Source organism: Methyloprofundus sp., from assembly GCF_965251085.1.
Taxonomy (GTDB): domain Bacteria; phylum Pseudomonadota; class Gammaproteobacteria; order Methylococcales; family Methylomonadaceae; genus Methyloprofundus.
Genome location: NZ_OZ252594.1, coordinates 2103245 through 2129909, shown reverse-complemented (window position 1 = coordinate 2129909; position 26665 = coordinate 2103245). Strand labels below are relative to the sequence as shown.

Annotated in this window: 28 protein-coding genes; 19 read left to right on the top strand and 9 right to left on the bottom strand. The window is 41.5% G+C overall.

Annotated elements, in window-relative coordinates; all coding sequences use genetic code 11:
- Nucleotides 1-191: 191 nt before the first annotated feature.
- From ntrC to glnA, 3 genes are all read right to left on the bottom strand, one after another.
- The gene (gene ntrC / locus ACQY3F_RS09820; RefSeq protein ID WP_428354670.1) at nucleotides 192-1619 is read right to left on the bottom strand and encodes a nitrogen regulation protein NR(I); all 1428 of its coding nucleotides are present in this window, start codon (nucleotides 1617-1619) and stop codon (nucleotides 192-194) included.
- Entirely contained in the window at nucleotides 1612-2667 is a 1056-nt protein-coding gene (gene glnL / locus ACQY3F_RS09815; protein WP_428354669.1) for a nitrogen regulation protein NR(II), read from the bottom strand. Before glnL ends, ntrC begins: the two co-directional genes overlap by 8 nt.
- 587 nt (nucleotides 2668-3254) lie before the next feature.
- Complete coding sequence (glnA, locus tag ACQY3F_RS09810; protein ID WP_428354667.1) at nucleotides 3255-4664, bottom strand: glutamate--ammonia ligase; 1410 nt, start codon at nucleotides 4662-4664, stop codon at nucleotides 3255-3257.
- Between the two features lie 368 nt (nucleotides 4665-5032).
- Between glnA and ACQY3F_RS09805 the strand changes: the two genes are divergently transcribed.
- Both ACQY3F_RS09805 and ACQY3F_RS09800 read left to right on the top strand, forming a co-directional pair.
- The gene (locus ACQY3F_RS09805; protein WP_428354666.1) at nucleotides 5033-5632 is read left to right on the top strand and encodes an OmpA family protein; all 600 of its coding nucleotides are present in this window, start codon (nucleotides 5033-5035) and stop codon (nucleotides 5630-5632) included.
- Between the two features lie 39 nt (nucleotides 5633-5671).
- A complete protein-coding gene (locus tag ACQY3F_RS09800; RefSeq protein ID WP_428354665.1) occupies nucleotides 5672-6967 on the top strand; it encodes an alginate export family protein in 1296 nt (431 codons plus the stop codon).
- Between the two features lie 67 nt (nucleotides 6968-7034).
- Here ACQY3F_RS09800 and ACQY3F_RS09795 read toward each other — a convergent pair whose 3' ends face one another.
- From ACQY3F_RS09795 to ACQY3F_RS09785, 3 genes are all read right to left on the bottom strand, one after another.
- Nucleotides 7035-8219 (bottom strand): pyridoxal phosphate-dependent aminotransferase, encoded by a 1185-nt coding sequence (locus ACQY3F_RS09795; RefSeq protein ID WP_428354664.1) that lies wholly within the window; start codon nucleotides 8217-8219, stop codon nucleotides 7035-7037.
- Nucleotides 8220-8411: 192 nt separating this feature from the next.
- On the bottom strand, nucleotides 8412-9173 hold the full coding sequence (locus ACQY3F_RS09790; protein ID WP_428354663.1) for a Nif3-like dinuclear metal center hexameric protein: 762 nt from the start codon (nucleotides 9171-9173) through the stop codon (nucleotides 8412-8414).
- Nucleotides 9174-9177: 4 nt separating this feature from the next.
- Nucleotides 9178-9675, bottom strand: a complete 498-nt coding sequence (locus ACQY3F_RS09785) for an NUDIX hydrolase (protein ID WP_428354662.1) — start codon at nucleotides 9673-9675, stop codon at nucleotides 9178-9180.
- A 134-nt stretch (nucleotides 9676-9809) separates the two neighbouring features.
- Between ACQY3F_RS09785 and ACQY3F_RS09780 the strand changes: the two genes are divergently transcribed.
- Nucleotides 9810-10394: a TetR/AcrR family transcriptional regulator gene (locus ACQY3F_RS09780; RefSeq protein WP_428354661.1), complete on the top strand. Its 585-nt coding sequence runs from the start codon at nucleotides 9810-9812 to the stop codon at nucleotides 10392-10394.
- A 4-nt stretch (nucleotides 10395-10398) separates the two neighbouring features.
- On the opposite strand, the gene ACQY3F_RS09775 is transcribed toward ACQY3F_RS09780, so the two are convergent.
- Complete coding sequence (locus ACQY3F_RS09775; protein ID WP_428354660.1) at nucleotides 10399-10701, bottom strand: transposase; 303 nt, start codon at nucleotides 10699-10701, stop codon at nucleotides 10399-10401.
- Between the two features lie 98 nt (nucleotides 10702-10799).
- Here ACQY3F_RS09775 and tnpC point away from each other — a divergent pair, with 98 nt between their 5' ends.
- The gene (tnpC, locus tag ACQY3F_RS09770; RefSeq protein ID WP_428353782.1) at nucleotides 10800-12365 is read left to right on the top strand and encodes an IS66 family transposase; all 1566 of its coding nucleotides are present in this window, start codon (nucleotides 10800-10802) and stop codon (nucleotides 12363-12365) included.
- Here the strand turns inward: tnpC and ACQY3F_RS09765 are convergent.
- A complete protein-coding gene (locus ACQY3F_RS09765) occupies nucleotides 12311-13069 on the bottom strand; it encodes an IS630 family transposase (protein WP_428354659.1) in 759 nt (252 codons plus the stop codon). The two genes, tnpC and ACQY3F_RS09765, sit on opposite strands and share 55 nt — an antisense overlap.
- A gap of 66 nt (nucleotides 13070-13135) precedes the next feature.
- Entirely contained in the window at nucleotides 13136-13813 is a 678-nt protein-coding gene (locus tag ACQY3F_RS09760) for a DNA-3-methyladenine glycosylase (protein ID WP_428354658.1), read from the bottom strand.
- Nucleotides 13814-14171: 358 nt separating this feature from the next.
- Between ACQY3F_RS09760 and ACQY3F_RS09755 the strand changes: the two genes are divergently transcribed.
- From ACQY3F_RS09755 to ribA, 15 genes are all read left to right on the top strand, one after another.
- Entirely contained in the window at nucleotides 14172-14900 is a 729-nt protein-coding gene (locus tag ACQY3F_RS09755) for a M48 family metallopeptidase (RefSeq protein ID WP_428354657.1), read from the top strand.
- Between the two features lie 120 nt (nucleotides 14901-15020).
- The gene (locus ACQY3F_RS09750; RefSeq protein WP_428354655.1) at nucleotides 15021-15491 is read left to right on the top strand and encodes a hypothetical protein; all 471 of its coding nucleotides are present in this window, start codon (nucleotides 15021-15023) and stop codon (nucleotides 15489-15491) included.
- A gap of 481 nt (nucleotides 15492-15972) precedes the next feature.
- Nucleotides 15973-16461, top strand: a complete 489-nt coding sequence (locus ACQY3F_RS09745; protein WP_428354654.1) for a protein disulfide oxidoreductase — start codon at nucleotides 15973-15975, stop codon at nucleotides 16459-16461.
- 66 nt (nucleotides 16462-16527) lie between these two features.
- The gene (locus tag ACQY3F_RS09740) at nucleotides 16528-17460 is read left to right on the top strand and encodes a Gfo/Idh/MocA family oxidoreductase (RefSeq protein WP_428354653.1); all 933 of its coding nucleotides are present in this window, start codon (nucleotides 16528-16530) and stop codon (nucleotides 17458-17460) included.
- 332 nt (nucleotides 17461-17792) lie between these two features.
- Nucleotides 17793-18890, top strand: a complete 1098-nt coding sequence (locus tag ACQY3F_RS09735; protein ID WP_428354652.1) for a DegT/DnrJ/EryC1/StrS family aminotransferase — start codon at nucleotides 17793-17795, stop codon at nucleotides 18888-18890.
- Nucleotides 18891-18896: 6 nt separating this feature from the next.
- Entirely contained in the window at nucleotides 18897-19631 is a 735-nt protein-coding gene (locus tag ACQY3F_RS09730; RefSeq protein ID WP_428354651.1) for an HAD family hydrolase, read from the top strand.
- Nucleotides 19632-19702: 71 nt separating this feature from the next.
- Entirely contained in the window at nucleotides 19703-19927 is a 225-nt protein-coding gene (locus tag ACQY3F_RS09725; RefSeq protein WP_428354650.1) for a type II toxin-antitoxin system VapB family antitoxin, read from the top strand.
- Nucleotides 19917-20351, top strand: coding sequence for a PIN domain-containing protein (locus ACQY3F_RS09720; protein WP_428354649.1), 435 nt, complete (start codon nucleotides 19917-19919; stop codon nucleotides 20349-20351). Before ACQY3F_RS09725 ends, ACQY3F_RS09720 begins: the two co-directional genes overlap by 11 nt.
- Nucleotides 20348-20716 (top strand): 4a-hydroxytetrahydrobiopterin dehydratase, encoded by a 369-nt coding sequence (locus ACQY3F_RS09715; RefSeq protein WP_428354648.1) that lies wholly within the window; start codon nucleotides 20348-20350, stop codon nucleotides 20714-20716. The genes ACQY3F_RS09720 and ACQY3F_RS09715 overlap by 4 nt, the downstream gene beginning before the upstream one ends.
- A 10-nt stretch (nucleotides 20717-20726) precedes the next feature.
- Nucleotides 20727-21986: a formylmethanofuran dehydrogenase subunit B gene (locus tag ACQY3F_RS09710; protein WP_428354647.1), complete on the top strand. Its 1260-nt coding sequence runs from the start codon at nucleotides 20727-20729 to the stop codon at nucleotides 21984-21986.
- A gap of 12 nt (nucleotides 21987-21998) precedes the next feature.
- Nucleotides 21999-23663: a formylmethanofuran dehydrogenase subunit A gene (locus ACQY3F_RS09705; RefSeq protein WP_428354646.1), complete on the top strand. Its 1665-nt coding sequence runs from the start codon at nucleotides 21999-22001 to the stop codon at nucleotides 23661-23663.
- The gene (locus ACQY3F_RS09700; RefSeq protein WP_428354645.1) at nucleotides 23660-23977 is read left to right on the top strand and encodes a coiled-coil domain-containing protein; all 318 of its coding nucleotides are present in this window, start codon (nucleotides 23660-23662) and stop codon (nucleotides 23975-23977) included. Before ACQY3F_RS09705 ends, ACQY3F_RS09700 begins: the two co-directional genes overlap by 4 nt.
- Entirely contained in the window at nucleotides 23974-24870 is an 897-nt protein-coding gene (fhcD, locus tag ACQY3F_RS09695) for a formylmethanofuran--tetrahydromethanopterin N-formyltransferase (RefSeq protein ID WP_428354644.1), read from the top strand. The genes ACQY3F_RS09700 and fhcD overlap by 4 nt, the downstream gene beginning before the upstream one ends.
- A complete protein-coding gene (locus ACQY3F_RS09690; protein WP_428354643.1) occupies nucleotides 24867-25730 on the top strand; it encodes a formylmethanofuran dehydrogenase subunit C in 864 nt (287 codons plus the stop codon). Before fhcD ends, ACQY3F_RS09690 begins: the two co-directional genes overlap by 4 nt.
- Before the next feature lie 236 nt (nucleotides 25731-25966).
- Nucleotides 25967-26572: a GTP cyclohydrolase II gene (gene ribA / locus ACQY3F_RS09685; protein ID WP_428354641.1), complete on the top strand. Its 606-nt coding sequence runs from the start codon at nucleotides 25967-25969 to the stop codon at nucleotides 26570-26572.
- Nucleotides 26573-26665 lie beyond the last annotated feature (93 nt).

Sequence of the window (26665 nt, the reverse complement as noted above, 5' to 3'; positions counted from 1 at the left end):
ATGATATTGCACAGTGATTGTTGGGCTTCGCAAGCTCAGCGCCAACCTACATATCAATCATTGGCATCAAGTTATTATCCTAGAGTTCAGGTGGTCTGAACCTATGGGTGAAGCTAAAAAAATTTTCTGAAAGTATTATATTCATTCAATATCTTGCACTATAAATTCTCGCTCAACTGATTTTTCTAGGTTTATTCAATAACTAACTCTTTAATTTTTCGGGTTAAAGTATTGCGGCCCCAGCCTAATAAAATAGCTGCCTCATGACGATGTCCCTGAGTATGCTCTAAAGCCGATTTAATCAGAATAGTTTCTGTTAATGGAATGATATGTTTAGCGATATCTTGCTGTCCTTGTTGAATTCTTTCTGCAATCGCATTTTTTAATCCTATTTCCCAGCTATTTTCAGATTCAGCTGAACCTTTATTGGGTTGGGCTGCGTTGTAACCAGGTAATAATTCAGGAGGTAGGTCGACTAGATGTATTTCTCTGCCAGAGGCCATTACTGTAATCCAGCGACAAATATTCTCTAGTTGTCGTACATTTCCAGGCCAGATTAAAGTGCACAAATAGTCTTCCGCTTCAGGCGTTAATATTTTAACTTCACTTTCTAGTTCTTGTGCTGCTGCAGCTAGAAAGTAGCGCATTAATATAGGAATATCCTGAGTGCGTTCATTTAGTGGTGGAATATGTATACGTATTACATTGAGACGATGAAATAAATCTTCCCTGAATAAGCCCTGCTCAACTAGTCTTTCCAGATTTTGATGTGTTGCAGCAATGATACGTACGTTAACCCGGGTGGGTGTATGTGCACCAATAGGGTAAAACTCATTATCTGCTAAGACGCGCAATAAACGCGTCTGTAATTCTGCCGGCATATCGCCTATTTCATCTAGAAACAGGGTGCCGTTATCGGCTTGCTCAAACCGTCCCGCACGCCGCGAATGTGCACCTGTAAAGGCACCTTTTTCATGGCCAAATAGCTCAGACTCCATTAAATCTTTGGGAATGGCTGCCATATTTAAGGCAATAAAGGGTTGTTTTTCGCGCGGACTGTGGCGATGCAAGGCTTTTGCAACCAGTTCTTTTCCTGTGCCCGATTGACCGTTAATGAGTACGGTAATATGTGAGCGTGCTAGACGCCCTATGGCACGAAATACCTCCTGCATGGCAGGCGCCTCACCAATGATTTCCGGTGATTCTTCAATTTCATTGCTATGATCTGGAGTGTTATCTGCCTGTTGCTTTTTATGCAAGCAGGCGCGCTGTACTACCGCTAACATTTCTTTTATATCGAAAGGTTTGGGTAGGTATTCAAATGCACCGCCATGAAATGCTGACACGGCACTTTCTAGATCAGAATGCGCAGTCATAATAATAACTGGAAGAGTAGGGTGGCTCTGTTGAAGTTTTTTTAGTAACTGAAAGCCATCCATCCCGGGCATACGTATATCGGATATGAGTACGTCGGGGGTGTCACTTTCCAGTGCTTTCAGAAGCTCCTGAGCAGAGGCAAAGCTGCGTGTCACGATTGCATCCTTATTCAGCGCTTTTTCAATGACCCAGCGAATAGATTTATCATCATCGGTGATCCATACGTGGCTGCTGTTAGTCATGCGCATTTCCTACAGGTAAATAAATTGAAAATACGGTATTTTCCGCTGTATTGCTACATTCGATAATGCCGTTATATTGATTAATAATGGATTGCGAGATCGGCAGGCCAAGCCCCGTGCCATTGCTACGCCCAGTAATCATGGGATAAAAAATCTGGTCTAATAATTCGGGCTTTATACCGCTGCCATTATCAATAATGTCTATTCGTGCGGCGAGCCTATGAAGCTTTCCGGCTATTGTTATTTGCCTGTATATACGGGTGCGTAGAATAATTTCTCCGCTATCAGTTATGGCCTGGCTGGCATTGCGTACAATATTTAAAAGCGCTTGAATAAGCTGGTTTTTGTCTGCTTTTAGTTCGGGGATGCTGGGGTCGTAATCACGCCTGATAGTGATAGAGTCACTGACTTCAGCCTGAACTAATTGCCTTACACGTTCAAGTGCTTCATGTATATTTAAAGCGACTTTATTGGGCAATTTGTTTGGCCCCAGCATTTTATCCATTAATGCTTTCATGCGGTCTGCTTCTTTGATAATAATCTGGGTATACTCTTTTAACTCATCATCTTGAAGTTCAAGCTCCAGAAGCTGAGCTGCACCGCGCAAGCCTCCTAGCGGGTTTTTAATTTCATGTGCAAAGCCACGCATTAGCATACGTGAAGTATGTTCTTGAGCAATTAACTGCTCCTCTTTAGAGATGCGTATATGCCGATCGAGTTGCTGTAATTCTACCAGTACCTCTGGATTATCCGGATTATCCGGATTATCCAGAATAGGCGTTGCACTGAAGCTAACAGTGACTGTTTGATGGAATAATTTCAGTGTAAGTTCGCGGTCAAAAAACCCTTCATTGCTTTTCAGGCATTGTAATAAGTCATTATTTAGTGATGAGTCGGTACCCAGTAAATCTTTGGCAGTTCTAGCCATTAAATGCCTTGCGCTATCTTCAAATAGAATTTCACCAGCAGTATTGATATAAATAAGCTTAAGATCCCTATTAAATAAGAGAATAGCTTCATTGATAGTATCGAGAATTTTATCGTGCACTTTTAGATCTTGATGGAAGTGGTTTGTATGTTAGAAGCAAGTTGTAGACCAACTAAGGAACGCGCACGGAATGACTTAAGCAACTGGCTTGTTTTTTTATCCGTCTTCTGCGTTGTAGAAGCTGTTACGTAGCTGGCTATGCGCCAGTTTCTACGTCCCCGTATCAAGCACGGGGCAGGCTTTGAATACGAATAAAAATCCTACGGCAGATGCTCAACTTATTCCGTGCGCGTTCCTAAGCAAAAATAAGGAAATAGGGAGATAAGGCACCTGGAAACACACATCATCCAACTTTTCTGGTCTTTTTGTCCGTCATTAGCGCTGTAGAAATAGTTACGTAGCCAGCTATGCACCTATTGTTACAGCGCTAATGACAAACAAAAAGTCCAGCTAAATATTGGACACTTATTTATTTCCAGGTGCCTAAGGTTGGATGATTTCTATTATGCACCATAATGATTCGTTAGACTAGTGCTGCGTGCACTAATATAGTGCTTCGTGGATTTATGCAAAAAAAAGGGCAACTGCATAAACAGTTGCCCTTTTTGATTAAAAACGACTACTGTTTGCAGTAGCAGTTTTTGTACTTACAAGCTGTAATACATTTCAAATTCAACAGGGTGTGTGCTCATACGCAGACGTTGAACTTCTTCATTTTTCAGATCAATATAACCGTCAATCACATCATCTGTGAATACGCCGCCATTTGTTAGGAATTCACGATCTTCGTCTAGTGCTTTCAATGCTTCATCAAAAGAGAAAGCAACTTGAGGGATCAATTTTTCTTCTTCTGGTGGCAAGTCATATAAATCTTTATCCATTGCATCGCCAGGATGAATTTTATTCTGGATACCATCAAGGCCGGCCATTAACATTGCTGCGAAGCATAGGTAAGGGTTAGCTGTAGAGTCACCAAAACGTAATTCAATACGACGGCCTTTAGGGTTGTTAACAAAAGGTATACGGATAGAAGCAGAGCGGTTACGAGCTGAATAAGCAAGCATAACAGGCGCTTCAAAACCTGGAACCAGACGTTTATAGCTGTTTGTTGAAGCATTGGCGAAAGCGTTTAATGCTTTGGCGTGCTTGATGATACCACCAATATAGTACAGAGCGGTTTCTGACAGGCCACCGTATAAATCACCTGAGAAAAGGTTTTCGCCATCTTTAAATAAACTCTGGTGTACGTGCATGCCATTACCGTTATCACCGACTAGAGGCTTAGGCATAAATGTAGCAGTCTTGCCATAAGCATGTGCGATATTGGCAACCACATATTTAAGCTCTAAAACTTCGTCAGCTTTTTTGACTAAGGTGTTAAATTTAGAGCCAATTTCACATTGTCCGGCAGTTGCTACTTCATGATGGTGAACTTCAGTGATCTGGCCCATTTCTTCTAGAACCAGGCACATTGCAGAGCGCATATCTTGTAGTGAGTCAACGGGTGGTACAGGAAAATAACCCCCTTTTACGCCTGGGCGGTGACCGATATTACCATCTTCATAGGCTTTTTCAGAATTCCAGCCGGCTTCTTCAGAATCGATTTTGTAGCCACAGCTACCCATGTCGTTATTCCAGCGTACATCATCAAAAACGAAAAATTCATTTTCAGGACCAAAAAAAGCAGTGTCAGCAATGCCTGTAGATTGCATAAAAGCTTCAGCACGTCTAGCGATTGAACGCGGGTCACGTTCGTAACCTTGCATGTCACTAGGCTCAATGATATCGCAACGAATAATGAGCGTGTTGTCATCGAAAAAAGGGTCAATCTTTGCGGTTGCAGGATCCGGCATTAAAATCATGTCAGACTCATTGATTCCTTTCCAACCTGCAACGGAAGAGCCATCAAACATGTTGCCTTCTTCAAAAGTATCTTCATCGATTGAATGGGCAGGAAAGGTAACATGTTGTTCTTTACCACGAGTATCACAAAAACGAAAATCAACAAATTTGATATCGTTTTCTTGTATCATTTTTAGTACGTTATCTACTGACATTTAAGACGTTTCCTCATTTAGTTTTTTTAATTTAGCTACTAATACACAGCGTAACAGATCGAATATATCATATTACAATGTAAAATAAAAATTTTCTAATTCCTTATGGGTTGTGTTTTATTTGGTATATATCCAACATAAATTGCATTTATACAATAAGTCATTGTTTTACTTTATTTGCCAGGAGGGAGTTGACTCTTGTTGTTGTACTGCAAGCAGAGAGGTTAATTATATAAATGGGCCTAGTCGCTATTTTTCAGCGGCATTCAAAATTGAATAAATTTTATTCTTGAAACGGGTTTGATGGCAAGCATAGATATTAGGAGTTTGGTATCATAGTCTTTTAAATTTCAACCTATGATAACAATATGAAACGACTAATTTTTGCATTCATTTTAGGGACCTTAATTACTGCATGTCAGACATATTCAAGGGATAATGACCCCGGCCCTACATCTACTGAGGCACCAGGTATTGTAGCTTTTGGTCCTTTGGCAGGAATAGACAGGAAACAATATTTAACTGAGCAGCATGCATTGATTAGAGGTAAATTAGCAGATAAAGGCGTCGAATCGGAAATCCAGGGGCAGACACTGATTGTTAATATTCCCGGGAATATTGCTTTTGGTATTAATTCTGCGCGAATGAATTGGAATGTGCATGATATTCTGGATAAGATTTCACCTATTTTCCAAGAATACAAATATACATCTATTCTTGTCTTGGGGCACTCAGATTCTAGAGGTGATAAGGAGCTTAATCAATTGCTTTCTGAGCAACGAGCGAGACTTGTACGTGAATACTTTATTAACAGTGGTGTTGACGAGCAACGTATTACTTCTAGGGGCTTAGGTGGAAATGATCCATTAATTACAGATGAATTGACCACTCTGGAACGCTCATTGAATAGAAGAATTACCCTGGAAATTAAGATAGACGATCCAGTAAATTCGCAAGGTTCTAAGTGATAAAGTTAACTAATGTTGCACAGTGGTACAGTTAAACTAATGGGTGATTTTTTTAATATTAAGTCAGTATGTTATATACAGTTCAATCAGGCAGGGAAAAAAAAGGGTTTTATCCTCAGTGTAGGTGTTGCTGTTTTGCTGATGATTTTGCCTGTGCAGGCCGCGAATATTAATGAAGCTGTAGAAAATGCACTTTTGTTGGGTGAGCAAGGTCAATATGGACAGCTTAAGTTTGATTTACGCTATCGCTATGAAAACGTACATATTACGGATGATTTACCGATAAAAACAGCGAATGCCAATACTTTGCGCTTGCGCTTTGGTTATCTTACTCCGGCGTTCTACGGTGTACAGGTTTACGCTGAATATGAAGGTAATCTTGCTATGCAAGAAGACTACAATAGCCTGCGTAATGGAAAGACTAACTATGAAGTTGTTGCTGATCCTCAAAAGCAAGAGCTTAATCAATTCTGGCTGAGTTATAAAGGAATTCCTGATACTTTAGTTCAAGGTGGACGGCAAAGAATAGCGTTAGATAATCAGCGTTTTATAGGGAATGTGGATTGGCGACAAATGGAGCAAACCTTTGATTCTGTATTGATTCAAAATCGGTCGATAGAAAATCTAACGTTGAATGTTATTTATATCGGCCAGGTAAAAACAGTGATTTCTACAGAGCGCCCAATCACTTTGCCGCTACTAAATTTCAGCTATAAATTTGGCCGCTTTAGTACCTTAACCGGATATGGGTACTGGTTAGCTGATTATGTTGATGGGCTTAACTCTACGCAAACATATGGTGTGCGAATACATGGAGAACCTAAGTTAAGACATGAAATCAAGCTATCTTATGACGTGGGTTATAGTAATCAATCTGACTATAAAAACAATCCTGGAAACTATGCTTTAGATAGATACAATATTCTGCTGGGAGCAACGTATGTTGGTGTTACCATTAAATCCGGAATGGAGCAATTAGATGGCAATGGAACTTACGCTTTTCAAACGCCGCTAGGCACTAATCACGCTTTTCAAGGCTGGGCGGACAAGTTTCTGGTAACACCGGATACTGGCGTTCGGGATATTCAAGCAACCATAGATAAAAGTTTCTACGGTGTAAAATTAATGTTTGCCTACCATTACTTTACCGATTCAAACGGGCAGGGAGAGTATGGTAATGAATATGATTTCCTGATGAGCAAGAGCTTTGGTAAGCATTATCATTTATTGGCGAAATATGCTTATTATGATGCTGATAATAGTTCCACTGCTGTCAATGCGGGAGTAGCAAAGGACACGCAAAAAATCTGGGTGCAGGGTAGTGTGAGTTTTTAAATACCCATGTAGGACGGGTTACATTTGTTACTACATTGCAATAACAAATGTAACCCGGCAAGAGTTCCTAAGTAGTAGCTTTGCTAATGCGTTGCAGAGCTGTTTGTAAATTTTCCATGCTAGTGGCAATAGAAATCCTGATGTGCCCAGGGCACCCAAAAGCTGAACCAGGTACTAAGGCAACGTCTGCCTGTTCTATAAAATATTCGGCTAAATCAAGGTCATTATTTATCCCATCAAGTTGCGCAATCAATTCTTCAACATTCGGGAAAACATAGAATGTTCCATCGGATTTAATGCACTCAATGCCGGGCATTTTATTTAGTTCATCAACGACATAATCATGACGTTTTTTAAATTCTACCAGCATTGTATCAATACAGCTTTGATCGCCTTTTAAAGCCTCTTCTGCTGCTACCTGAGAAATTGAAGTAGGGTTGGAGGTACTTTGCGATTGTACTTTTCGCATGCCCGCAATAATAGCTTCAGGTCCTGCTGCATAACCTATGCGCCAACCGGTCATTGAATAGGCTTTGGATACACCGTTCAGGACCATCGTACGATTATATAGTTCGGGGCAGGCATTAAGAATGTTTACAAAGCTGCCTTTTTTCCACAGGATATGCTCATACATATCATCTGTTGCGACAATAATATTGGGATAATCCAGTAAAACATGAGCGAGTGCCTGTAGTTCTCCTAAGGAGTATGCAGCGCCTGTAGGGTTAGACGGGCTGTTAATAACAAATAAACGCGTTTGATCGGTAATAGCTGCACGAAGTTGGGCGGGAGTTATCTTAAAGTTTTGTGCCTGCGTGGTTTTGATAATGACCGGAATTGCATCTGCTAACAGCACAATATCAGGATAAGAAACCCAGTAAGGCGCAGGAATAATGACTTCATCGCCTTTGTTCAGTAACGCTTGAGCTAAATTATAGAAGCTTTGCTTGCCACCAGAAGAGACCAGGATTTGCTTAAGGGTATAGTCAAAACCATTATCGTTTTTAAATTTATCAATAACAGCCTGTTTTAGACTCGGTGTGCCATCGACGGCTGTATATTTTGTAAAGCCATTATTAATCGCCGTGATAGCGGCAGCTTTAATATGCTCGGGAGTGTCAAAGTCTGGTTCACCAGCCCCCAGGCCAATAATATCTTTTCCTGCTGCCCGCATTTCTGCAGCTCTGGCTGTAATGGCTAGAGTAGGTGATGGTTTAACTGCGCTAAGTCGGTCAGAAAGTTTGATACTCATTAATCTCCCTCGAATCAATTGATAGTAACTAAATAGCAAAATTATACCCTATGAATATTGGTTGCTAAAATGATATTCACATAAACAGTAAAACAGCGATTATCATTGGCTTGTTTGAGTTGATGCCGCGCGAAGTATAGATGAGTTTGTTTAGCGCGAAAAACGAGCTCATTTATAACAGTATCAAATCTTTTATGCCGGGTTGTCACTATCAATAAAGACACACTCTAAACGGCAATGTATTTGAATTTTTTGCATCAGGGCAAGTATGCCAAAAATCTCAGTGGCATAATGCCCGCCGGCAAACATATGGATGTCGCTTTCCTGGCTCTCATGCCAGTCATGTTCGGATATTTCTCCAGTAATATAGGCGTCTAATCCTGCTTTTTTCGCTAATACCCAATCACTGTTTGCACCGCCCGTAATAATACCGACTGATTCTATTATTTGATTCTCATCCGGACTGGCAATAATCACATCATGATTCAGTACGGATTGTAATTTTAAGGCGAATTCTTTGGCGGGTAGTGGTTGATCAAGTAGACCTTCGATGCCCGTTGGATTTCCTTTGTAATCACCAAAGGGGCTTTGCTGCTGACAACCTAGCAGTTGGCCTAGTACTGCAGCGTTGCCAACTTCGGGGTGAGCGTCCAGAGGTAAGTGATAGGCAAATAAGTTGATATTTTTTCGTACTAATGGAAAAATGCGTTTAGCAAAAGAGCCCGTTAAGGTGCGAGCACCGTGGAAATTCCAGAAGAGTCCGTGGTGCACAACTAAAGTATCGGCGCCTAACTCGGCTGCTTGAGTAATGGAGTCCCGGGTGGCAGAGACAGCAAAGGCAATTTTATTGATACTTTGATTGCCTTCTACCTGTAAGCCATTGGGGCAATAATCTTTAAAACTTGTAGGGTTGAGCAAGTCGTTAAAATAATGGTTTAATTTATCCCTATGCATAGTATTATTCCTCGAATTGTAACCATAAGGTTTTAAAAGTGTCGGTTAAAGTACGGTCTTTATCGGCAACACGTTGAGAAATATCTTTTATATCAAACCATTCGCCGCCATCGATCTCTTCGGCTTCCAAGGTAAACGGGCCGTTATGTGAACTGCTATAAACCTGTACAAATTCCATACCTGTTTCGGGTATTGCGGGCAGTTTGAATAAAAATTTAAGCGTTGCATCGACACATACGCCGAGTTCTTCAATAGTTTCCCTATGAGCACAGGCAGCGTAAGTTTCCCCAGCATCGACATGGCCAGCTGCAGATGTATCCCATAGCCCGGCATTAATATCTTTGTTCAGTGAGCGTTTTTGTAAAAACAGCTGATTCTTATCATTAAAGACTAAAATATGCACAGCTCTGTGGCGTAAGCCGAGTTGGTGGACTTTATTACGCGGGATGTTTTCGATAAATTGGTCATTTTCATCCACAACGGCAATTAGTTCTTGGTTCATAAGTCTCCGGGCAACAACAAACCTATTAAATCTAGGGTAAAGATCTACTGTACAATTGATTTAAAGGAGAAAGGCTTTAGCCTTTTTCAGTATTAAGGTATTCTAAAACATTCATCAGCGAATGCGGTAATAATATGGCAAGACGTAGTGAACATAGTCAGGCAGAAATAAAGCAGATGGTACTGGAGGCCGCGGAAGATATAGTTCGGGAAAATGGCTACTCGGCATTAAAAGTACGTAAAATTGCTGCAGATATTGGTTATACCGTCGGTAGTATTTATATGGTTTTTGCTAATATGAATGATTTAAATATGCATATTAAAGCGCGTACCTGGCAGAAATTGTATCAATATTTGCAAACGCAATTAACACAACCTGCGACGCCTGCAACAATGAAAAATATTGCACTTGCTTATCTTGATTTTTCCGTCGACAACGAAGGCCTGTGGCGCATGTTATTTGAACATCAGTTAGCTTTGGGCGAGCCTGTGCCCGATTGGTATTTGCAAGAAAGTCAGCGCGTTTTTGGCTTAATGCATGCACCGATTAGACAGCTTGATCACACGCATTCGGATAACGAAATACAATTAGCAGCGCAGGTTTTGATGAAAAGTGTGCAGGGAATAGCAATGCAATTATTAATGCAAAAGCAATCGCTGGAATACATTAAAATGGCAAAGTCGGAAATTGTTGTAAGTACCCATGCAAAATTAATTTAACCTTTTATGCAAACTCTACTTTGTAATTCTTTCCAATATTAGACAGCACCTTAAATAATTCTTCCTGAAGAGAGGCATAGGATTCATAAGCTGAAAAAGGAAGCCATTCGTATTTTATTTTACGCCATATAATCTCGATAATATTTAACTCGGGTGAGTATGGCGGTATACGGTAAATGGATAGGTTTTTTTCTTTCCACCTTTCAAGGTTTTCATTAAATTCATTACTCGTATGAGTCGATGCATTATCAATAATAAGAGTTGTTGGTTTTTTAATCTGTTTAGCAAATTCATCAATACAAGCCACAACAACCGAAGTAAATATTCAGACCCCTACCGACAAACTTGACAACTAATTTAAAAAAGGCTTGTAACTTTATGATACCAAGAAGTATTATGTAGGCCATGCAATTAAGTAATCAGGATCTAAGCCAACTTGACGAAGAAGAGCTTCTAAATTTATCAGAAGAAGAGTTACGTCGTCTTTCAATAAGATTGCTTACAGATTTAAAGGAAGCTCGTGAACGGTTAAGCCAGAATTCCCATAATAGTTCTCGGCCTCCAAGCAGTGAAGCACCATGGGAAAGGGACACTCAAAAAGATTCCAGTAATGATTCCGAAGAGGAACAAGAAGCGACTTCAGATAAAAAAGAGTCATCTCCTACTGAAAAGCCCAATAAAACATCCAGACAGTCCCCGAAAAATGAAACAGAAGAACAACGAAAACCAGGGAAGCAACTTGGAGCCAAGGGTTTTGGGCGACAACAAAAAATAGTGATCACAGACTATCAGGAACATTTTCCTGAAATATGTGAATGCTGCCATCAACCATTAAATGACCATTTCAAAAAAGCATACACGGCTTTTGAAACCATTGATATCGTATGGTCTGATGAGAAAAATCCAGGCCTGAGGCTAACGAATACCAAGCATAGCTATTATGAAGTCACCTGTCACTGTGGACATATTACAATAAAAGAACCGCATCGTTCCAATTCCGATGGCACCTTGCAGGATATAAACTGTAGCCAATGGAGATTGGTAGGTCCGGGGCTTGCAGCATTAATTATATGCCTTACTTATCGCATGCGGCTTTCACGAGAACGTGTCCAAGAGTTTTTATGTGATTGGCTAGGGTTACAGATTAGTGTTGGCACGATTAACAATACATTACATGAAAGCGGCGCAGCAGCAATGCCTATAGAAGCTGAATTAGTAAAGGAAGTCGTAGAAAGTAATCTACTTCATGTTGATGAAACTTCCTGGATGGAACTCACCACTTTTTTATGGCTATGGGTTTTTAGTACAGATACCGTCACAGCCTACTGGATTTCAACTCGGTCATCAGAACTGATTGAAAACATCCTGGGTCAAGCATATTGCGGCTGGCTAATGAGTGATGGTTACCAGGTTTATCGAAAATACCTTAATCGAGCTCGTTGCTGGGCTCACCTGATTCGTAAGGCAAAAGGCTTAAAAGAGGGCTTAAATAAAGACTCTCAGCTATTTGGAGAACAAACACTCAAATTAATGAACATGCTTATGACAGCAATTCGTGAAGCACGGCACCACCCTCCAAACTCGCCACTGACGGAAATTTACCAAACGCAATTGATAGCCTATCGGCAACTGTGTGAACAAATGAAAGCATCAACACACACAAAGACCCATGCGCTAGCAACAGAAATGCTCAATGATTGGGAGGCTATCTTTCGGGTACTCGAATTCCCTCATTTACCCTTAACCAATAACGAAGCAGAACGTGCCTTACGGCACTGGGTTATATTAAGGCGAATCAGCTATGGAACACGAACTGAAGAAGGTTCATGTGTGTTTGCTATTTTGATTAGTGTCATCGAAACCTGTAGAAAAAGGCAGCAATCCCCATGGATATATTTAGCGGCCGTTATTCACAATCAGCGGGTAGGTGTTGCGGTTCCTAAGCTACCAATTGTTAAGGGGTCTGAATAATTACCAACCGAAGTGTTTACACTCCCTTCAAAAACAAAAGAATCAAACCTGCAATCTCTGTTAACAAAACCTAATACATTAAGACGCTTGCTGTTTGAGCTTGGTATTTCAATCGTCTCACCTGACTGTTGCCAAGCATAAGGAACACAGGGTTCTAGTGTAAACCCCGACTCATCAAAGTAGCACAAATCAAGTTCATTCTCTTTATGTTGTTGTATTAATTCTTTTATTTCATCGGTTGCCAAATCAAATTTATCTTGATTACGCTTTATCCTTAAGGATTTTCTAACTCGTTTCCAAACAAGATCAGCTTGTTTACAAATACGTTTTATAGTATCAATGCTAACTGAAATGCCTAGATCTTCTTCAAATTTTGCTAGTACTGATTTTAATGATCTAGGAGATTTTTCAACTCTCTGGACTAAGCTTATTTGTTGTTTTTCAGTTAAAATACCTCGCCGTCCTCTTCCCTGACAGTCAACCAATCCATCGATTCCATTCTTTTCCCAGTTAGAAAACCAAGTGGAAACAGTTTGGCGGCATACGTTATAAATAGAACAAATCATGGGAACAGAATGCTCTTTGAAACTTAATAAAATAGCATGAGCTCGACTTCTACTTAAATGAAGTGGATGGTTTTTATGCATCACATTTAAAGCAGTAATTTCTTCTGGGAGTAGGTGTTTTATATAGAGCACAAACATTTAGAGTCAGCAAAATAATTGTTTATTATGACACCTTTTTTCGTTAAATTAATTTTGCGTAAGTACTTACTGGTAGACCATTTTTTGCGTGGCTGGAGCAATGAGTAACTTTTGATACGTGCGTGTGGTTAATGGATTTTTAGTGCAGTATTTAACAAAGTCATAATCTATAAATCGATAGGGAAGTGATTCATCGCGGCCTTTGGGTATTCCTAGTCGTGTCGTCTGGATTGTTTTTTCAGGAACATTGTGCACATCATCAATATAAAACTGCTGAGAATCAAATGTTTTTTGATCCCATTCAGTGACCTTCAGGTTTAGTGAGCGGCATAATAAGGATTGTCCATTGCATAGTTTCTCAAGTGATCGAGTTTTTCCTGAGGGGTGTGGGTTAAGTTGCTGCATAGACTCTATGGAAAGAGCTTCTGATAGCGCATCCTGGTAGGGAAAGGCCGATTTAATCAATACGGCGTTACCTTTACCCCGACAGCTGATATTGAGCGAATCGCGCCCATGTGCGTAATACATATAAATAGTGCCGGCTTGCATAAACAGAGCCTTGCGTTTCTCGGTAAAGCCGAGTGACGCGTGACTGCCTTTATCTTCCAGGTAATATGCCTCGGTTTCGATAATTCTTGCTGCCAGCCATTGCTGTTTATATTTACGCCGTATCACTTTACCCAGTAGCTCCCTGGCTACCGTGCAAGCATCTCTGTTAAAAAATGATTCAGATAATAGGTTCATAGTCTTTAGGCATGGTTGCTTTAATGGCAAAGGAATTTTTGAAAAATTGGCTCGCTTAATGGTTAGGAATGAGCATGACACACTTGAGCATGGTGAGACGCGGATCTTTAGTCCGCCTTTTAAAATGCAGGCTAAAGAGGCTGTGAAAGTATTCAATAATATACCTAAAAAGATAGATTCCGTAGGGTGGGGTGAGCTTGCGAACCCCAACAATCAATGACTTGCCTAGCATCAGTTGTTGGGGTTCATGCTTCACCCCAACCTACGCATAATACTTTCATAGCCTCTAAAAACCTGCGCCCCATATCAAAATGTAAATGTATGTCGTATATGTTCCTTAGTATAAATTCCAGGAAATATGAATAGTAAACAAACGTATCAAATCCGCCGCAGTCAGCGTGCCAAACGAGCCAGAATCGTGGTGACTGCTGAAAAGATAGAGGTGGTTGCGCCGTTACGTATGCCTGAAAAGCAAATTCAGCAATTTATGCGGGCTAAACAGGCGTGGATTGAATCAGCGCAAAATAAAGTGCAGCATCATGTTGCTAAGATCAGCAGCTTTGCGCCTGAAATCTACCAACAAGGGGCAATGATTCCCTATCAGGGCGAGCAATATTCGTTGCAGATTAAAGCCAGTCAGGAACGGCGCATTAGAATAGATTTTACACAGGTATTTGTCGCTTATGTGCCAGAAGATTTAAATAAGACGCTGAGCGTTTCAGAATTAAGTGAGCAGATTCGGCGAGAGCTTATTAGCTGGATGGGGCAGGTAGCAGCAAAACAGGCGGAAAAATATACATATAAATACGCCCCTCTATACAAACTGATTCCACGATCTATTACCATCAAAACTCAGAAAAGTCGCTGGGGTAGTTGTGGCATACATGATGATATTAATTTGAACTGGTTGTTGATTCTGGCACCTGCGTCAGTTTTTGAATATGTGGTCATTCATGAGTTATGCCATATAGAGCAACGCAATCATTCTGCTGCCTTTTGGGCGTTGGTTGCCCGGCATTGTCCTGACTATCAGCGACAGCGAAAGTGGCTTAAGCAACATGGCGCGAGTTTGATGCTGGGCTTATAAAGGGGTACAGGTATGGGAGTTTTTAACCCCGTTTGTTCAATGCAGGGCTTTGTTTCCAGGTAATAGATGCGGATTTTAATGCACAATCTTTGGTTTTTTACCATGAAGGACATGAAGATAATGAAGCAAAGACATCAGACCTTCGTGTCCTTCATGCTCTTCATGGTAAATACAATGAGTTGGGCAGGGAAGCGGGCTTTAGTTTTGTCTGTTCAATGCAAGCCCCGGCTTCCAGGTAATAGATGCGGATTTATTTTAATGCACAATCTTTGGTTTTTCACCATGAAGGACATGAAGTTAATGAAGCAAAGACATCAGACCTTCGTGTCCTTCATGCTCTTCATGGTAAATACAATGAGTTGGGCAGGGAGGCGGGCTTTAGTTTTGTCTGTTCAATGCAAGCCCCGGCTTCCAGGTAATAGATGCGGGTTTAATTTAATGCACAACCCTTGGTTTTTCACCATGAAGGGCATAAAGATAATGAAGCAAAGACATCAGACCTTCATGCTCTTCATGGTAAATACAATGAATTGGGCAGGTGAAGCGGGCTTTAGTTTTGTCTGTTCAATGCAAGCCCCGGCTTCCAGGTAATGGATGCGGATTGTTTTTAATGCACAATCCCTTTGTTTTTCACCATGAAGGACATGAAGATAATGAAGCAAAGACATCAGACCTTCGTGTCCTTCATGCTCTCATGGTAAATACAATGAGTTGGGCAGGGAAGCGGGCTTTAGCCTCGACTGTTCAATGCAGGGCTCCGCTTCTAGATAATAGATGCGGATTTAATTTAATGCACAATCTTTGGTTTTTCACCATGAAGGACATGAAGATAATGAAGCAAAGACATCAGACCTTCGTGTCCTTCATGCTCTTCATGGTAAATACAATGAGTTGGGCAGGGAGGCGGGCTTTAGTTTTGTCTGTTCAATGCAGGGCACCGCTTCCAGGTAATAGATGCGGGTTTAATTTAATGCACAACCCTTGGTTTTTCACCATGAAGGGCATAAAGATAATGAAGCAAAGACATGCAAACCTTCGTGTCCTTCATGGTAAATACAATGATAATTAATCAATGAAACTTTTAAGAGATCTGCTTTTTATCGTGATTTTTATCAGCTTGTTACAAGCTTTTATGCAGCGTGATATGCGTTCAGGGGATATGCCTGACTTAACGGTTAAAACCATTAGCGGCATGGATAGTGCCAGTCTGATTACTGATAAACCGGCAATCATTTATTTCTGGGGAAGCTGGTGTGGTATCTGTGCCACTATTCAGGGCACCATCAGTGATGTTTTGCAGGATTATCCGGGCGTGACTGTCGCTTTGCGTTCGGGTAATAACGCGGATGTTTTAAGTTATCAACGCAAGCATCAGCTGGACTGGCCAGTGATTAATGATAATGATGGCACTTTGGCACAACAATTTGGCGTTAGTGCCGTGCCTGCGGTGTTTATTATTGGGCCTGATGGAAAAATAAACTTTGTTACTTTGGGCTATGTGACTGAAATAGGTTTACGAATCAGGTTGTGGTGGTCAGCTTCTGGTTATTGGCGCCTCTGATACTGATTTAATGTAAGTCGTAAATAATATACAATAGGAAAAAATTTTTAACAGAAAAGAAAACAAATGAGTAAACTTAAATGTGCTGTTATTGGAACGGGCTACCTAGGTAAATTTCATGCGGAAAAATACGCATCGTTGGCCGATTGTGAATTAGTTGCTGTAGTTGATATTAACGAGCAAGCGGCGAAAGAAGTCGCTGAAAAACATGGGGCAGAAGCTTTAACAGATTATCAGTCTTTACTAGGCGAAGTTGATGCGGTCAGTATCGTTGTGCCGACTACTTTGCACCATCAGGTTTCCAAGGATTTTTTAAATGCCGGTGCACATGTATTAGTAGAAAAACCGATTACCGTGACTGTCGAAGAAGCGGATGAATTGATTGCCATTGCCAAACAGAAAAATCTGGTTTTACAGGTAGGGCATTTAGAGCGCTTTAACCCAGCAGTAATGGGGCTGGGCGAGTTGGAGGATAAACCTTTATTTATCGAATCTCATCGCTTATCGCCGTTTAATCCCCGAGCCAATGATGTCAGTGTAGTGCTGGATTTGATGATTCATGATATTGATATTATTTTAGCCATCGTCGATTCCGAAATAGATCATATCGAAGCCAGTGGTACTGCTGTATTGACGAAAGGAACAGATATTGCCAATGCGCGTTTGACCTTTAAAAGTGGCTGTGTGGCCAATGTCACGGCGAGCCGTATCAGCATGAAGATGGAGCGTAAAATGCGTATGTTCCGTCCCAACTCATATATTTCAATTGATTTTCAAAACCGGGTTTTAACCAAACATTATGCGGGTGAGGGAGAAATGTTCCCGGGCGTACCAAAAATCGAAACGGATAAATCTGTGTTTGAAAATGGCGATGCCTTGCTAGAGGAAATTAAGCATTTTGTTGAGTGTATTCAGTCAGGAAGTACGCCTGATGTGTCTGGTGAAGCGGGTCGACGTGCTCTGGCAACTGCGATTGAAATTACCGATTTATTGCAGTAGTTTGATGCGCGGGCGCTAGCCCTCTCAGATACTAATACTGCTTACTTAAGAAACAATGCTTTAGTAAACAGCATTTTATAATCGTAGGTTGGGTTAGCTTATCAAGCGAAGCGCAGATAACGTAATCCAACATTTTCATGTAATTCAGCGTGTTGTTGGGTTACGTTTTTTTACTTCGTAAAAAAATCTAACCCAACCCAACCTTACGTCTTAACTTATTGATATTGAATTAATAAATGTTTAAGTAAGCGGCATTACTCTCAGATACGATATCTATGTTGTCGATTTAACAGAGATACACAAAAAAATTATATTTTAAAAGGTAGTGAATTATGATCCCAATGGTAAACCTGAAAGCTCAGTATGCTGAGATAAAAGATGAAGTCGAGCAAGGTTTGGCGCAAACCATAGAAAACTGTTCCTTTATTCTTGGCCCTAATGTTCAGGCTTTTGAAAAAGAAGCGGCTGAATATTTAGGCGTTAAGCATGCGATTGGCGTGGCTTCAGGTACTGATGCCTTGCATCTGGCATTGCTAGCGGAAGGCATAGGCGAGGGTGATGAGGTGATCACCACGGCATTTACCTTTATTGCCACTGCCGAAGCGATTCGCTATGTGGGTGCAAAGCCCGTGTTTGTTGATGTAGACCCGAAAACCTATAATATTACCGCAGCAACGATAGAAGCCGCGATTACCGATAAAACGACAGCGGTCATGCCGGTGCATTTATTTGGTCAGCCGGTGGATATGGCGGCTATTAAGGCCGTTTGCGATAAGCATAATTTGAAGTTGATAGAAGATTGTGCGCAGTCCTTTGGTGCATCCATAGCAGGCAAGCAAACAGGAAGTATAGGTAATGCAGCGGGATATAGTTTTTTCCCAAGTAAAAACCTGGGCGCATTTGGTGATGGCGGCTTAGTCGGTACCAATTCAGATGCAACAGCGGAAATGGTTAAGCAATTACGTAATCATGGCTCTAAAGTGCGTTATTATCATGATGTAGTGGGGTTTAATAGCCGCCTGGATGAGATGCAAGCGGTCGTTTTACGCGCTAAACTAAAGCGCATTGATCGTTATAATGAGAGTCGTCGTCATGCTGCGCATTTGTATTCTGAATTGATGGCTGACTTGCCTATTGAGACACCGTATGAAGACGGTATCGGTGTGCATGTTTATCATCAATATACTTTACTCTCTGATCGTAGGGATGAAATATTAGAGGCTTTACAGGCTAAGCAAATTGCCGGTTCGGTTTTTTACCCTGTGCCATTGCATCAGCAAAATGTCTTTAAAGAAGATTGTGCGGGGGTGAGCTTACCCGCGACAGAAGCGATTGCTGCACGGTGCATGTCTTTACCTATCTGTTCTGAATTGAGTGATGAGTCGGTGAAAGAGATTGTTGCTGTCATTCGTAGTGTGTTTGCAGGGTAATTGTTTATGAAGCATCCGATTTATGCACTGGATTTTGATGGTGTCATCTGTGATAGTGCTGTTGAAACAGCGATTACCGGCTGGAAGGCGGCTACTCATGTCTGGCCTGACATGGCCAATACGGTTCCGGATGAGTCCCATATAGAGCAATTTCGCGCTTTGCGCCCCAGCCTGGAAACAGGCTATGAGGCAATTATATTAATGCGCCTGTTGCAGCAAGGCGAGTCAGTCGAGAATATTAAGGCGAATATAACAACTTTTATAAAGCAGCTGGGAGCAGACAGTACACTCTTAAAGCAATTGTTTGGCGAAACGCGCGACCAATGGATTCAACATGCACGGGACGAGTGGATCATAATGAACCCTTTATTTGAGGGTGTTGCCGAAAGGCTGCAAAAATTAAGCGGCCAGACCTGGTACATTGTGACGACCAAACAGGAGCGCTTTGTAGAGCAAATATTACAGTCAAATCAGGTGGAATTGCCGGTTGATATTTATGGCCTGGATCGAAAAATGGGCAAACAGGCGGTGTTACAGGAATTATTAGAGAAACATGGTGCGCATACGATTCGATTGATTGAAGATAGACTGCCCACCTTATTGGGTGTTTTAGAGAATACGCAATTAAGCGCGGTTGATATGCAGCTGGTTGATTGGGGATATAATACCGAACAAGATAGAGCGGATGCCAGGACAAAAGGGATTAAGGTGATTGGTTTGTCTGAGTTTTTGTTAAATTAGATACGCTGAGTATCACAAATTTAATAGTGTGATACGATGTGTATAAGTCATACACATCGTGAGAGTTTGTTATGCGGACCAATATTGTATTAGATGATAGCTTAGTGACACAAGCACTTGCATTGACAGGGGCAGAGAGTAAGAAAGACGTTGTTAATCTGGCCTTGAGTAAGTTGGTGGACTCATATAAAGAAAAAAATATTCATAAACAGAATTTTATTGAATCTTATATCGAAAATCCAATAAAATCTAAAGACTTTGCTCCCTTGGCAAGGGAAGATATCTATGCAAGATAAGGTCTTTATTGATAGTAATATCTGGTTATATGCGTTGATTCAAGGCCAGACGGATCAGGATAAAAGAGCAAAAGCAAAAGCCTGTGTTGTGGAGGCAAATGAAATTATTGTTAGTACGCAAGTTGTAAATGAGGTTGGTGTAAATCTAATGCGGAAAGCCGGTAAGGATAATGTCTTTATAGGTCAATTTTTGAGTGATTTTGTAGCAACGTATATTGTCCAGTCGCAAACAAAAGAAGACGTGTTGCAAGCAGCAAGCATTAGAGAAGACTATCATTTTTCCTATTGGGATAGTTTAATCGTTGCCAGTGCTTTACGCAGTCACTGTAACGTACTTTATACTGAGGATATGCAGCATGGGCTGCATGTTTACCAGCAATTGAAGATTTGTAATCCATTGACAGTTAATAGAGGTGAGTCATGACTGAAGCATACACTGAAGCAGAGATTGAGAGCCGATTAAAAGAAGAGTTACCTCACTGGTATTATGAAAACGGCTGGATACGGCGCAAAATTAAAACCAGTGGCTGGAAAGCAAGCCTGATGGTGGTGACTACGGTTGGACATCTGGCGGAAAAGGCCTGGCATCATCCTGATCTAACCGTGTCTTATGCCTTTGTGATTGTAAAATTAGTCACTCACTCTGCTAAAGGAATAACCGATAAAGATTTTTTATTAGCTAAAAAAATTGAAGAAGTCGTCATGTGGGATGCTGCTGCTACATCGGAAGGTATTTTTGAAGGGACACCCGATGATCCGCGCTTTAAATATATAAAACAAGATAAATGAGGAACAGCGAGTGACTGAAATAACTGAAGTGCCCAGTCCTTTTTGCGGTATTGGTACCGATGATCTGACCATTCAAGTAGATGGCTTGTCGCTAAAAGTCAGCGAAAATGGCTGTGCAGTGAATACGCCAGCCTTTGAACAAGCGATCACGGACACCAAAGCGCGAGTCGATGCTAAAGAAGTGAGTATGGAAGTCGCTGTTGCAAAGGCCGCTGAACTATTACGTGCTAGTAATCAGCCTGTCATCGGGGGTTGTGCAACAGATGTTAATGGTATGCGTGGACTTATGGCTTTAGCTGATCACTGTGGTGCGGTGGTCGATAATATGAATTTTACCGGCGCACGGCGTAATTTTCTGGCCTTGCAAGATACGGGCTGGATGAACACCACTTTGGCAGAAATTAAAAACCGATGTGATTATTTCTTGGTCGTTGGTGTTGATCTGGAAGGCTTTGCCCCGCGCTTTTTTGAGCGTTATCTTTGGAACCAGGAATCCATGTTTCTCACCGATACTAGTCAACGTGAGATTGTTTATATTGGTAAAGCACCGTCGGGTGATGCTTCGACATCACCTGCTGGCGTTAAAGCAAAAGTGCTGCCTTGTGCAGATGCGGACCTACCCGAAGTAATGGCGGTTTTAAGAGCTTTAGTTAAGGAAAAAAAGGTTGTTGCTGAAAATATCTGTGGTATTGCACTCAGTGATTTGAAAATTGTTGCAGAGCAATTAAAGGCTGCAAAATATGGTGTAGTCGCCTGGGCGGCAGGTGCATTGAATTTTGACCAGGCTGAGTTGACGGTACAAATGTTGTCGGAAATGGTTAAAGATATTAATACCATGGATACTCGTTGTTCAGGTTTCCCTTTAGGCGGCAAAGAAGGTGATCAGACAGCTAATCAGGTCTGTGGCTGGACATCGGCTTACCCTGCAAGAGCACGTTTTTCCAGTGGCTTTCCTGAATATGATCCCTTTTTGTATGACTCAAATGCCATGTTAGCCAATGGTGAGGCAGATGTATTAGTCTGGGTGCAAGCATTTAATGCCGCATCTGTACCACCACAAACAGACAAGCCGACGATTGTTGTGGCGCGATCAGGTATGGTCTTTGATAAAGAACCCGATGTCTTTATTCCCGTGGGTACGCCAGGTATTGATCATACTGGTCACGCTTATAGACTGGATAATGTGGTGGCAATTCGCCTTAAAAAATGTCGTGATTCAGGTTTGCCGAGTACGGCAGATGTCTTGAACGCAATTGAACAAGCTTTGTAGGAAAGAATAATCATGTTGATAAAATTAACAGGTGGAACGGTTTATGATCCTGCAAGCGGGATTGATGGAAAGGTGCAAGCGCTTTATGTTCAGGACGGTAAGTTTATTAAGCCGCCAGCCAGCGACGTAAAAATTGATAAAGAATATGATTTAACAGGCAAGGTTGTGATGTCTGGCGCTATCGATATGCACACGCATATTGGTGGCGGTAAAGGTAATATTGCACGTATGCTGATTCCTGAAGATCATCGCAAGGATCCTGTGCATCGCTCTGATATTACCCGCTCAGGCTGTGGTCATGCCATGCCGAGTACTTTTACTACGGGGTATCGTTACGCAGAAATGGGTTATACCGCAGGGTTTGAGCCTGCTATTTTACCGATTAATGCGCGTCAGGCGCATATGGAAATGGGCGATATCCCTATTCTAGATAAAGGCGGCTATGTGATGCTGGGTAGTGATGATTACCTACTACGTATGCTGACCGCAAAGAAAGATCAAAAGGCGATCAATGATTATGTTGCCTGGACCATGAATGCAGCGAAGGCGATAGGTGTTAAAGTGGTTAATCCGGGTGGGATTAATGCCTTTAAATTTAATCAGCGTCAATTAGATCTGGATGAAAAAAACAATCATTATCAGGTCACGCCACGAGAAATTCTGCAAGTATTAGCGACCGCGGTGAAGGAAATCGGGGTAAAACATCCTTTACATGTACATGGTTGTAATTTGGGTGTACCGGGTAACGTAGAGACCACGCTGGATACTATGCAAGGTATCGGCGGTTTGCCGATGCATTTAACGCATATCCAGTTCCATAGTTATGGCACCGAAGGGGATTTTAAGTTTTCTTCCGGTGGGGCGGCGATTGCTGAAGCGATTAATAAACATAAGAACATCACTGCCGATGTCGGACAGATTTTATTTGGCCAGACAATTACCGCATCGGGTGATAATATGCGTCAGCATGCCAACCATGGTTTTGCTAACCCGAATAAATGGGTGTGCATGGATATAGAATGTGATGCAGGTTGTGGTGTGGTACCGTTTAAATACCGCGACCAGAACTTTGTGAATGCGCTACAGTGGGCGATTGGTCTGGAAATCTTCTTATTAGTGGATGATCCCTGGCGTATATTCTTGACCACAGATCACCCGAATGGCGCACCCTTTACTTCGTACCCGCATTTAATTCGCTTGTTGATGGATAAGAGCTTTCGTAATGATATGCTGGCAACCATTCATCCTGAAGCGCAAAAAATGACCACTTTGGCATCTATTGATCGTGAGTATAGTTTACAGGAGATTGCTATTCTAACGCGGGCAGGGGCGGCTAAATTAGTCGGCTTAGAAGATCGTGGTAGCTTGGCTGAAGGTGCCTGGGCGGATATTACTGTGTACACAGAAAACGCAGATCGCGAGAAAATGTTTGAGAAACCGGATTATGTTTTCAAGGATGGCGAGTTAGTCGTGGTTGACGGTAAAGTAGTGCATACAAAATGGGGTACAACGCATATTGTACGTCCAGATTGGGATGTCTCTGTCGAGAAAGATTTACAAAAGTATTTTGATCGCTTTATGACCATGAAAGTCGGTAATTTTAAAATCAGTGATGATGAAATTACCGAAGATGGCCGTGGCAGTTTAACCACGCATACATTGAATGGTGTTACATGAGTGCGTTAGTTTTTGACACGCATGACTTTGTTAGAAGATTGCATAAAGTAGGGTTTTCTGAAGAGCAGGCAGAAATGGTCACTAAATTGCAGCAAGAGGCTGTGAATGCAAGTTTAGAGCTAATGCATAATGCCGAAGTTGCAACAAAGCATGACCTGAAAGAAACCGAATTAAAGCTGGAAATACGGATTGCCGAAATACAAGCTAAGATTGCTGAAACCAAGTCTGAGTTAGTACGTTGGGTTGTGGCAGCAGGCTTTTTACAAACTGCCTTAATCACAGCATTATTACTTAAAGTGAGTTCTGGATTATGATTATTAATGGTGTCAGCATTGATGAAACCTTCGCTGAAGCGTTTCCAATGAAAGCAACCCGCGCAATTATCACCGCGCAAAATGAAAAGTGGGCAATGATTTCTGCGCAAGCGATGACAGGTTTTGCAACCTCGGTGATTGCCTGTGGCTGTGAGGCGGGTATAGAAAAAGTGCTTGATCCATCAGAAACCCCGGATGGCCGTCCCGGTGTCTCTGTCTTGATTTTCGCCATGGGTGGTAAAGGTCTAGCTAAGCAATTGGAAACAAGGGCGGGGCAATGTGTGTTAACCTCACCTACCTCGGCCTTATTTGCCGGGATTGATGAAGGCTTGCAAATTCCCTTAGGTAAGAATTTACGTTATTTTGGTGATGGTTATCAAATAGCAAAAAAAATCGACGGTAAGCGATACTGGCGCATACCTGTTATGGATGGTGAGTTTTTAACTGAAGCAACCACGGGGCGAGTCGATGCTGTAGGGGGAGGTAACTTTTTAGTATTGGCAGAATCGCAACCTCAGGCTTTAACAGCCTGTGAAGCAGCGATTATTGAAATGAAGAAAATGCCGAATGTGATTATGCCGTTTCCTGGTGGTGTGGTACGTTCAGGCTCTAAGATAGGTTCCAAATACCCTGCATTAGGCGCGTCAACGAATGATGCGTTTTGTCCAACCTTAAAAGGTGTGACTAAAACCGATCTTTCTCCCGAGATTGAATCGGTGATGGAAATTGTGATTGATGGTTTAACCAAACAAGATATAGATAAAGTCATGCGGGTCGGGATACAGGCTGTTTGTGATTTGGGCGCTGAAAATGGCATTAAACGTATTAGTGCAGGTAACTATGGCGGTAAACTAGGGCCATTCCATTTTCATTTACAGGAGATTATGGCATGAGTGCTTTAACTTTTACGGTCAAGCAAGAAACGGCACAACGTGTGGATATGTCCCCTTTGGTCTGTCAGTTATTAAAAGATAAGAGTGTGACTGATATTGCGGCGATTGAGTTGCAAAATGGTAAGCGTAAAATTCGTACCGATGAGTTATTCGAAATTACCGGCTCAGACACGCAGAATATTGTTATAAAAAAAAGTTTTTCAAAATTAGACTTTATTGCCAAAGAGTTACAAGACGGCAGTGTTACCGTAGTCGGTGAGGCGGGTGCTTATCTGGGGTTAGGCATGAAATCAGGGACGGTAACCGTTAATGGTAATGTTGGTCTATATGCGGCGTGTGAAATGAAAAATGGCTTATTGACCATTAGAGGGAATGCGGGAGATTTTTTAGGCGCGGCATTACCGGGCAATAAACAAGGTATGAAAGGGGGTACGGTACTGGTTAAAGGGAATGTTGGCCAGCGTGCAGGTGATCATATGCGTCGTGGTACTATGCTTATAGAAGGTAACGCGGGTGATTACTGTGGTTCACGCATGATTGCAGGAACCATTGCAGTGATGGGCCATACAGGCCGGTTTTTAGGTTATGCTATGCAAAGGGGAACCTTGTTATTGTGGCAACAGCCGACTCTATCCGCGACCTTTAATGATTGTGGTTCGCATACCCTGGCTTTTTTACCTATTTTGTTTAAGTCATTTACCAAATTGGATTCTAAATTCGCAAAAAAATCAGTAGAATTCAATAGGGTACGACGCTATGGTGGTGATATGGCCGAAAAAGGTCGGGCTGAAGTTTTGGTTAGACTAGACAAGGGTATAACACAGAATAACGCCGCGTTTTCTGCAGAAAGATTTCATTAAGCCGTTTTTTTCGCATTTCAAATCCTTGAACCTAGAAAAATCAGTTGAGCGCGAATTTATAGTGCAAGCTATTGAATTCATATAATACTTTCAAAAAATTTTAGCTTCACCCAGAGGTTAAGCGGACATTTTTTGGAAGTGCGGTGGAATCAAGAGCTTGTGCTAGAAAACGTGAGCAACTGATTTTTCTAGGTTGAAATTGTCGCTTTTTTTTTGATTGATTAGGTTTTAACACATTGACAACAGCAATTACCAATCTGGTACAAACACGCATCCCGACTCAATATGGTGAGTTTGTACTGCATTATTTTAGTAATACACTGGATGATAAAGAGCACATTGCTTTTGTGTTTGGTGATATCACCCATAAGGCTGAGGTGCCTGTCAGAATCCATTCAGAATGCTTTACCGGTGATGTCTTAGGTTCCAGACGTTGTGATTGTGGTGATCAACTGGATAGAGCGTTACAGTTGATCAGCGAGCATGGTTTTGGGGTGTTGATTTATCTTCGTCAGGAAGGGCGTGGTATAGGCTTATTGAAAAAATTACAGGCTTATAATTTACAAGATAAAGGCATGGATACGGTTGATGCAAATATTCACTTAGGCCACTTAGCTGATGAGCGAGAATACACTATTGCGGCGTTAATGTTAGAAAACTTGCAGGTAGAGTCTATTCAACTAATAACTAATAATCCAAATAAGATTGAACAACTACAGTCACTTGATGTAAATGTTGAGGGTCGTATCGCAATTGAAATTGAGTCAAATTGTGACAACCGTGCCTATTTGCAGACCAAAGCTCATAAAATGGATCATTTAATAAGCAAGACCAAAAAATAGTTATCTTTGCTAAGATCACCTTTGGGCTTAATCTAAGCTTTAATTTACGTTAATTATTTCACCAAACACAATGGCAAGAGTATAATGCTTGAA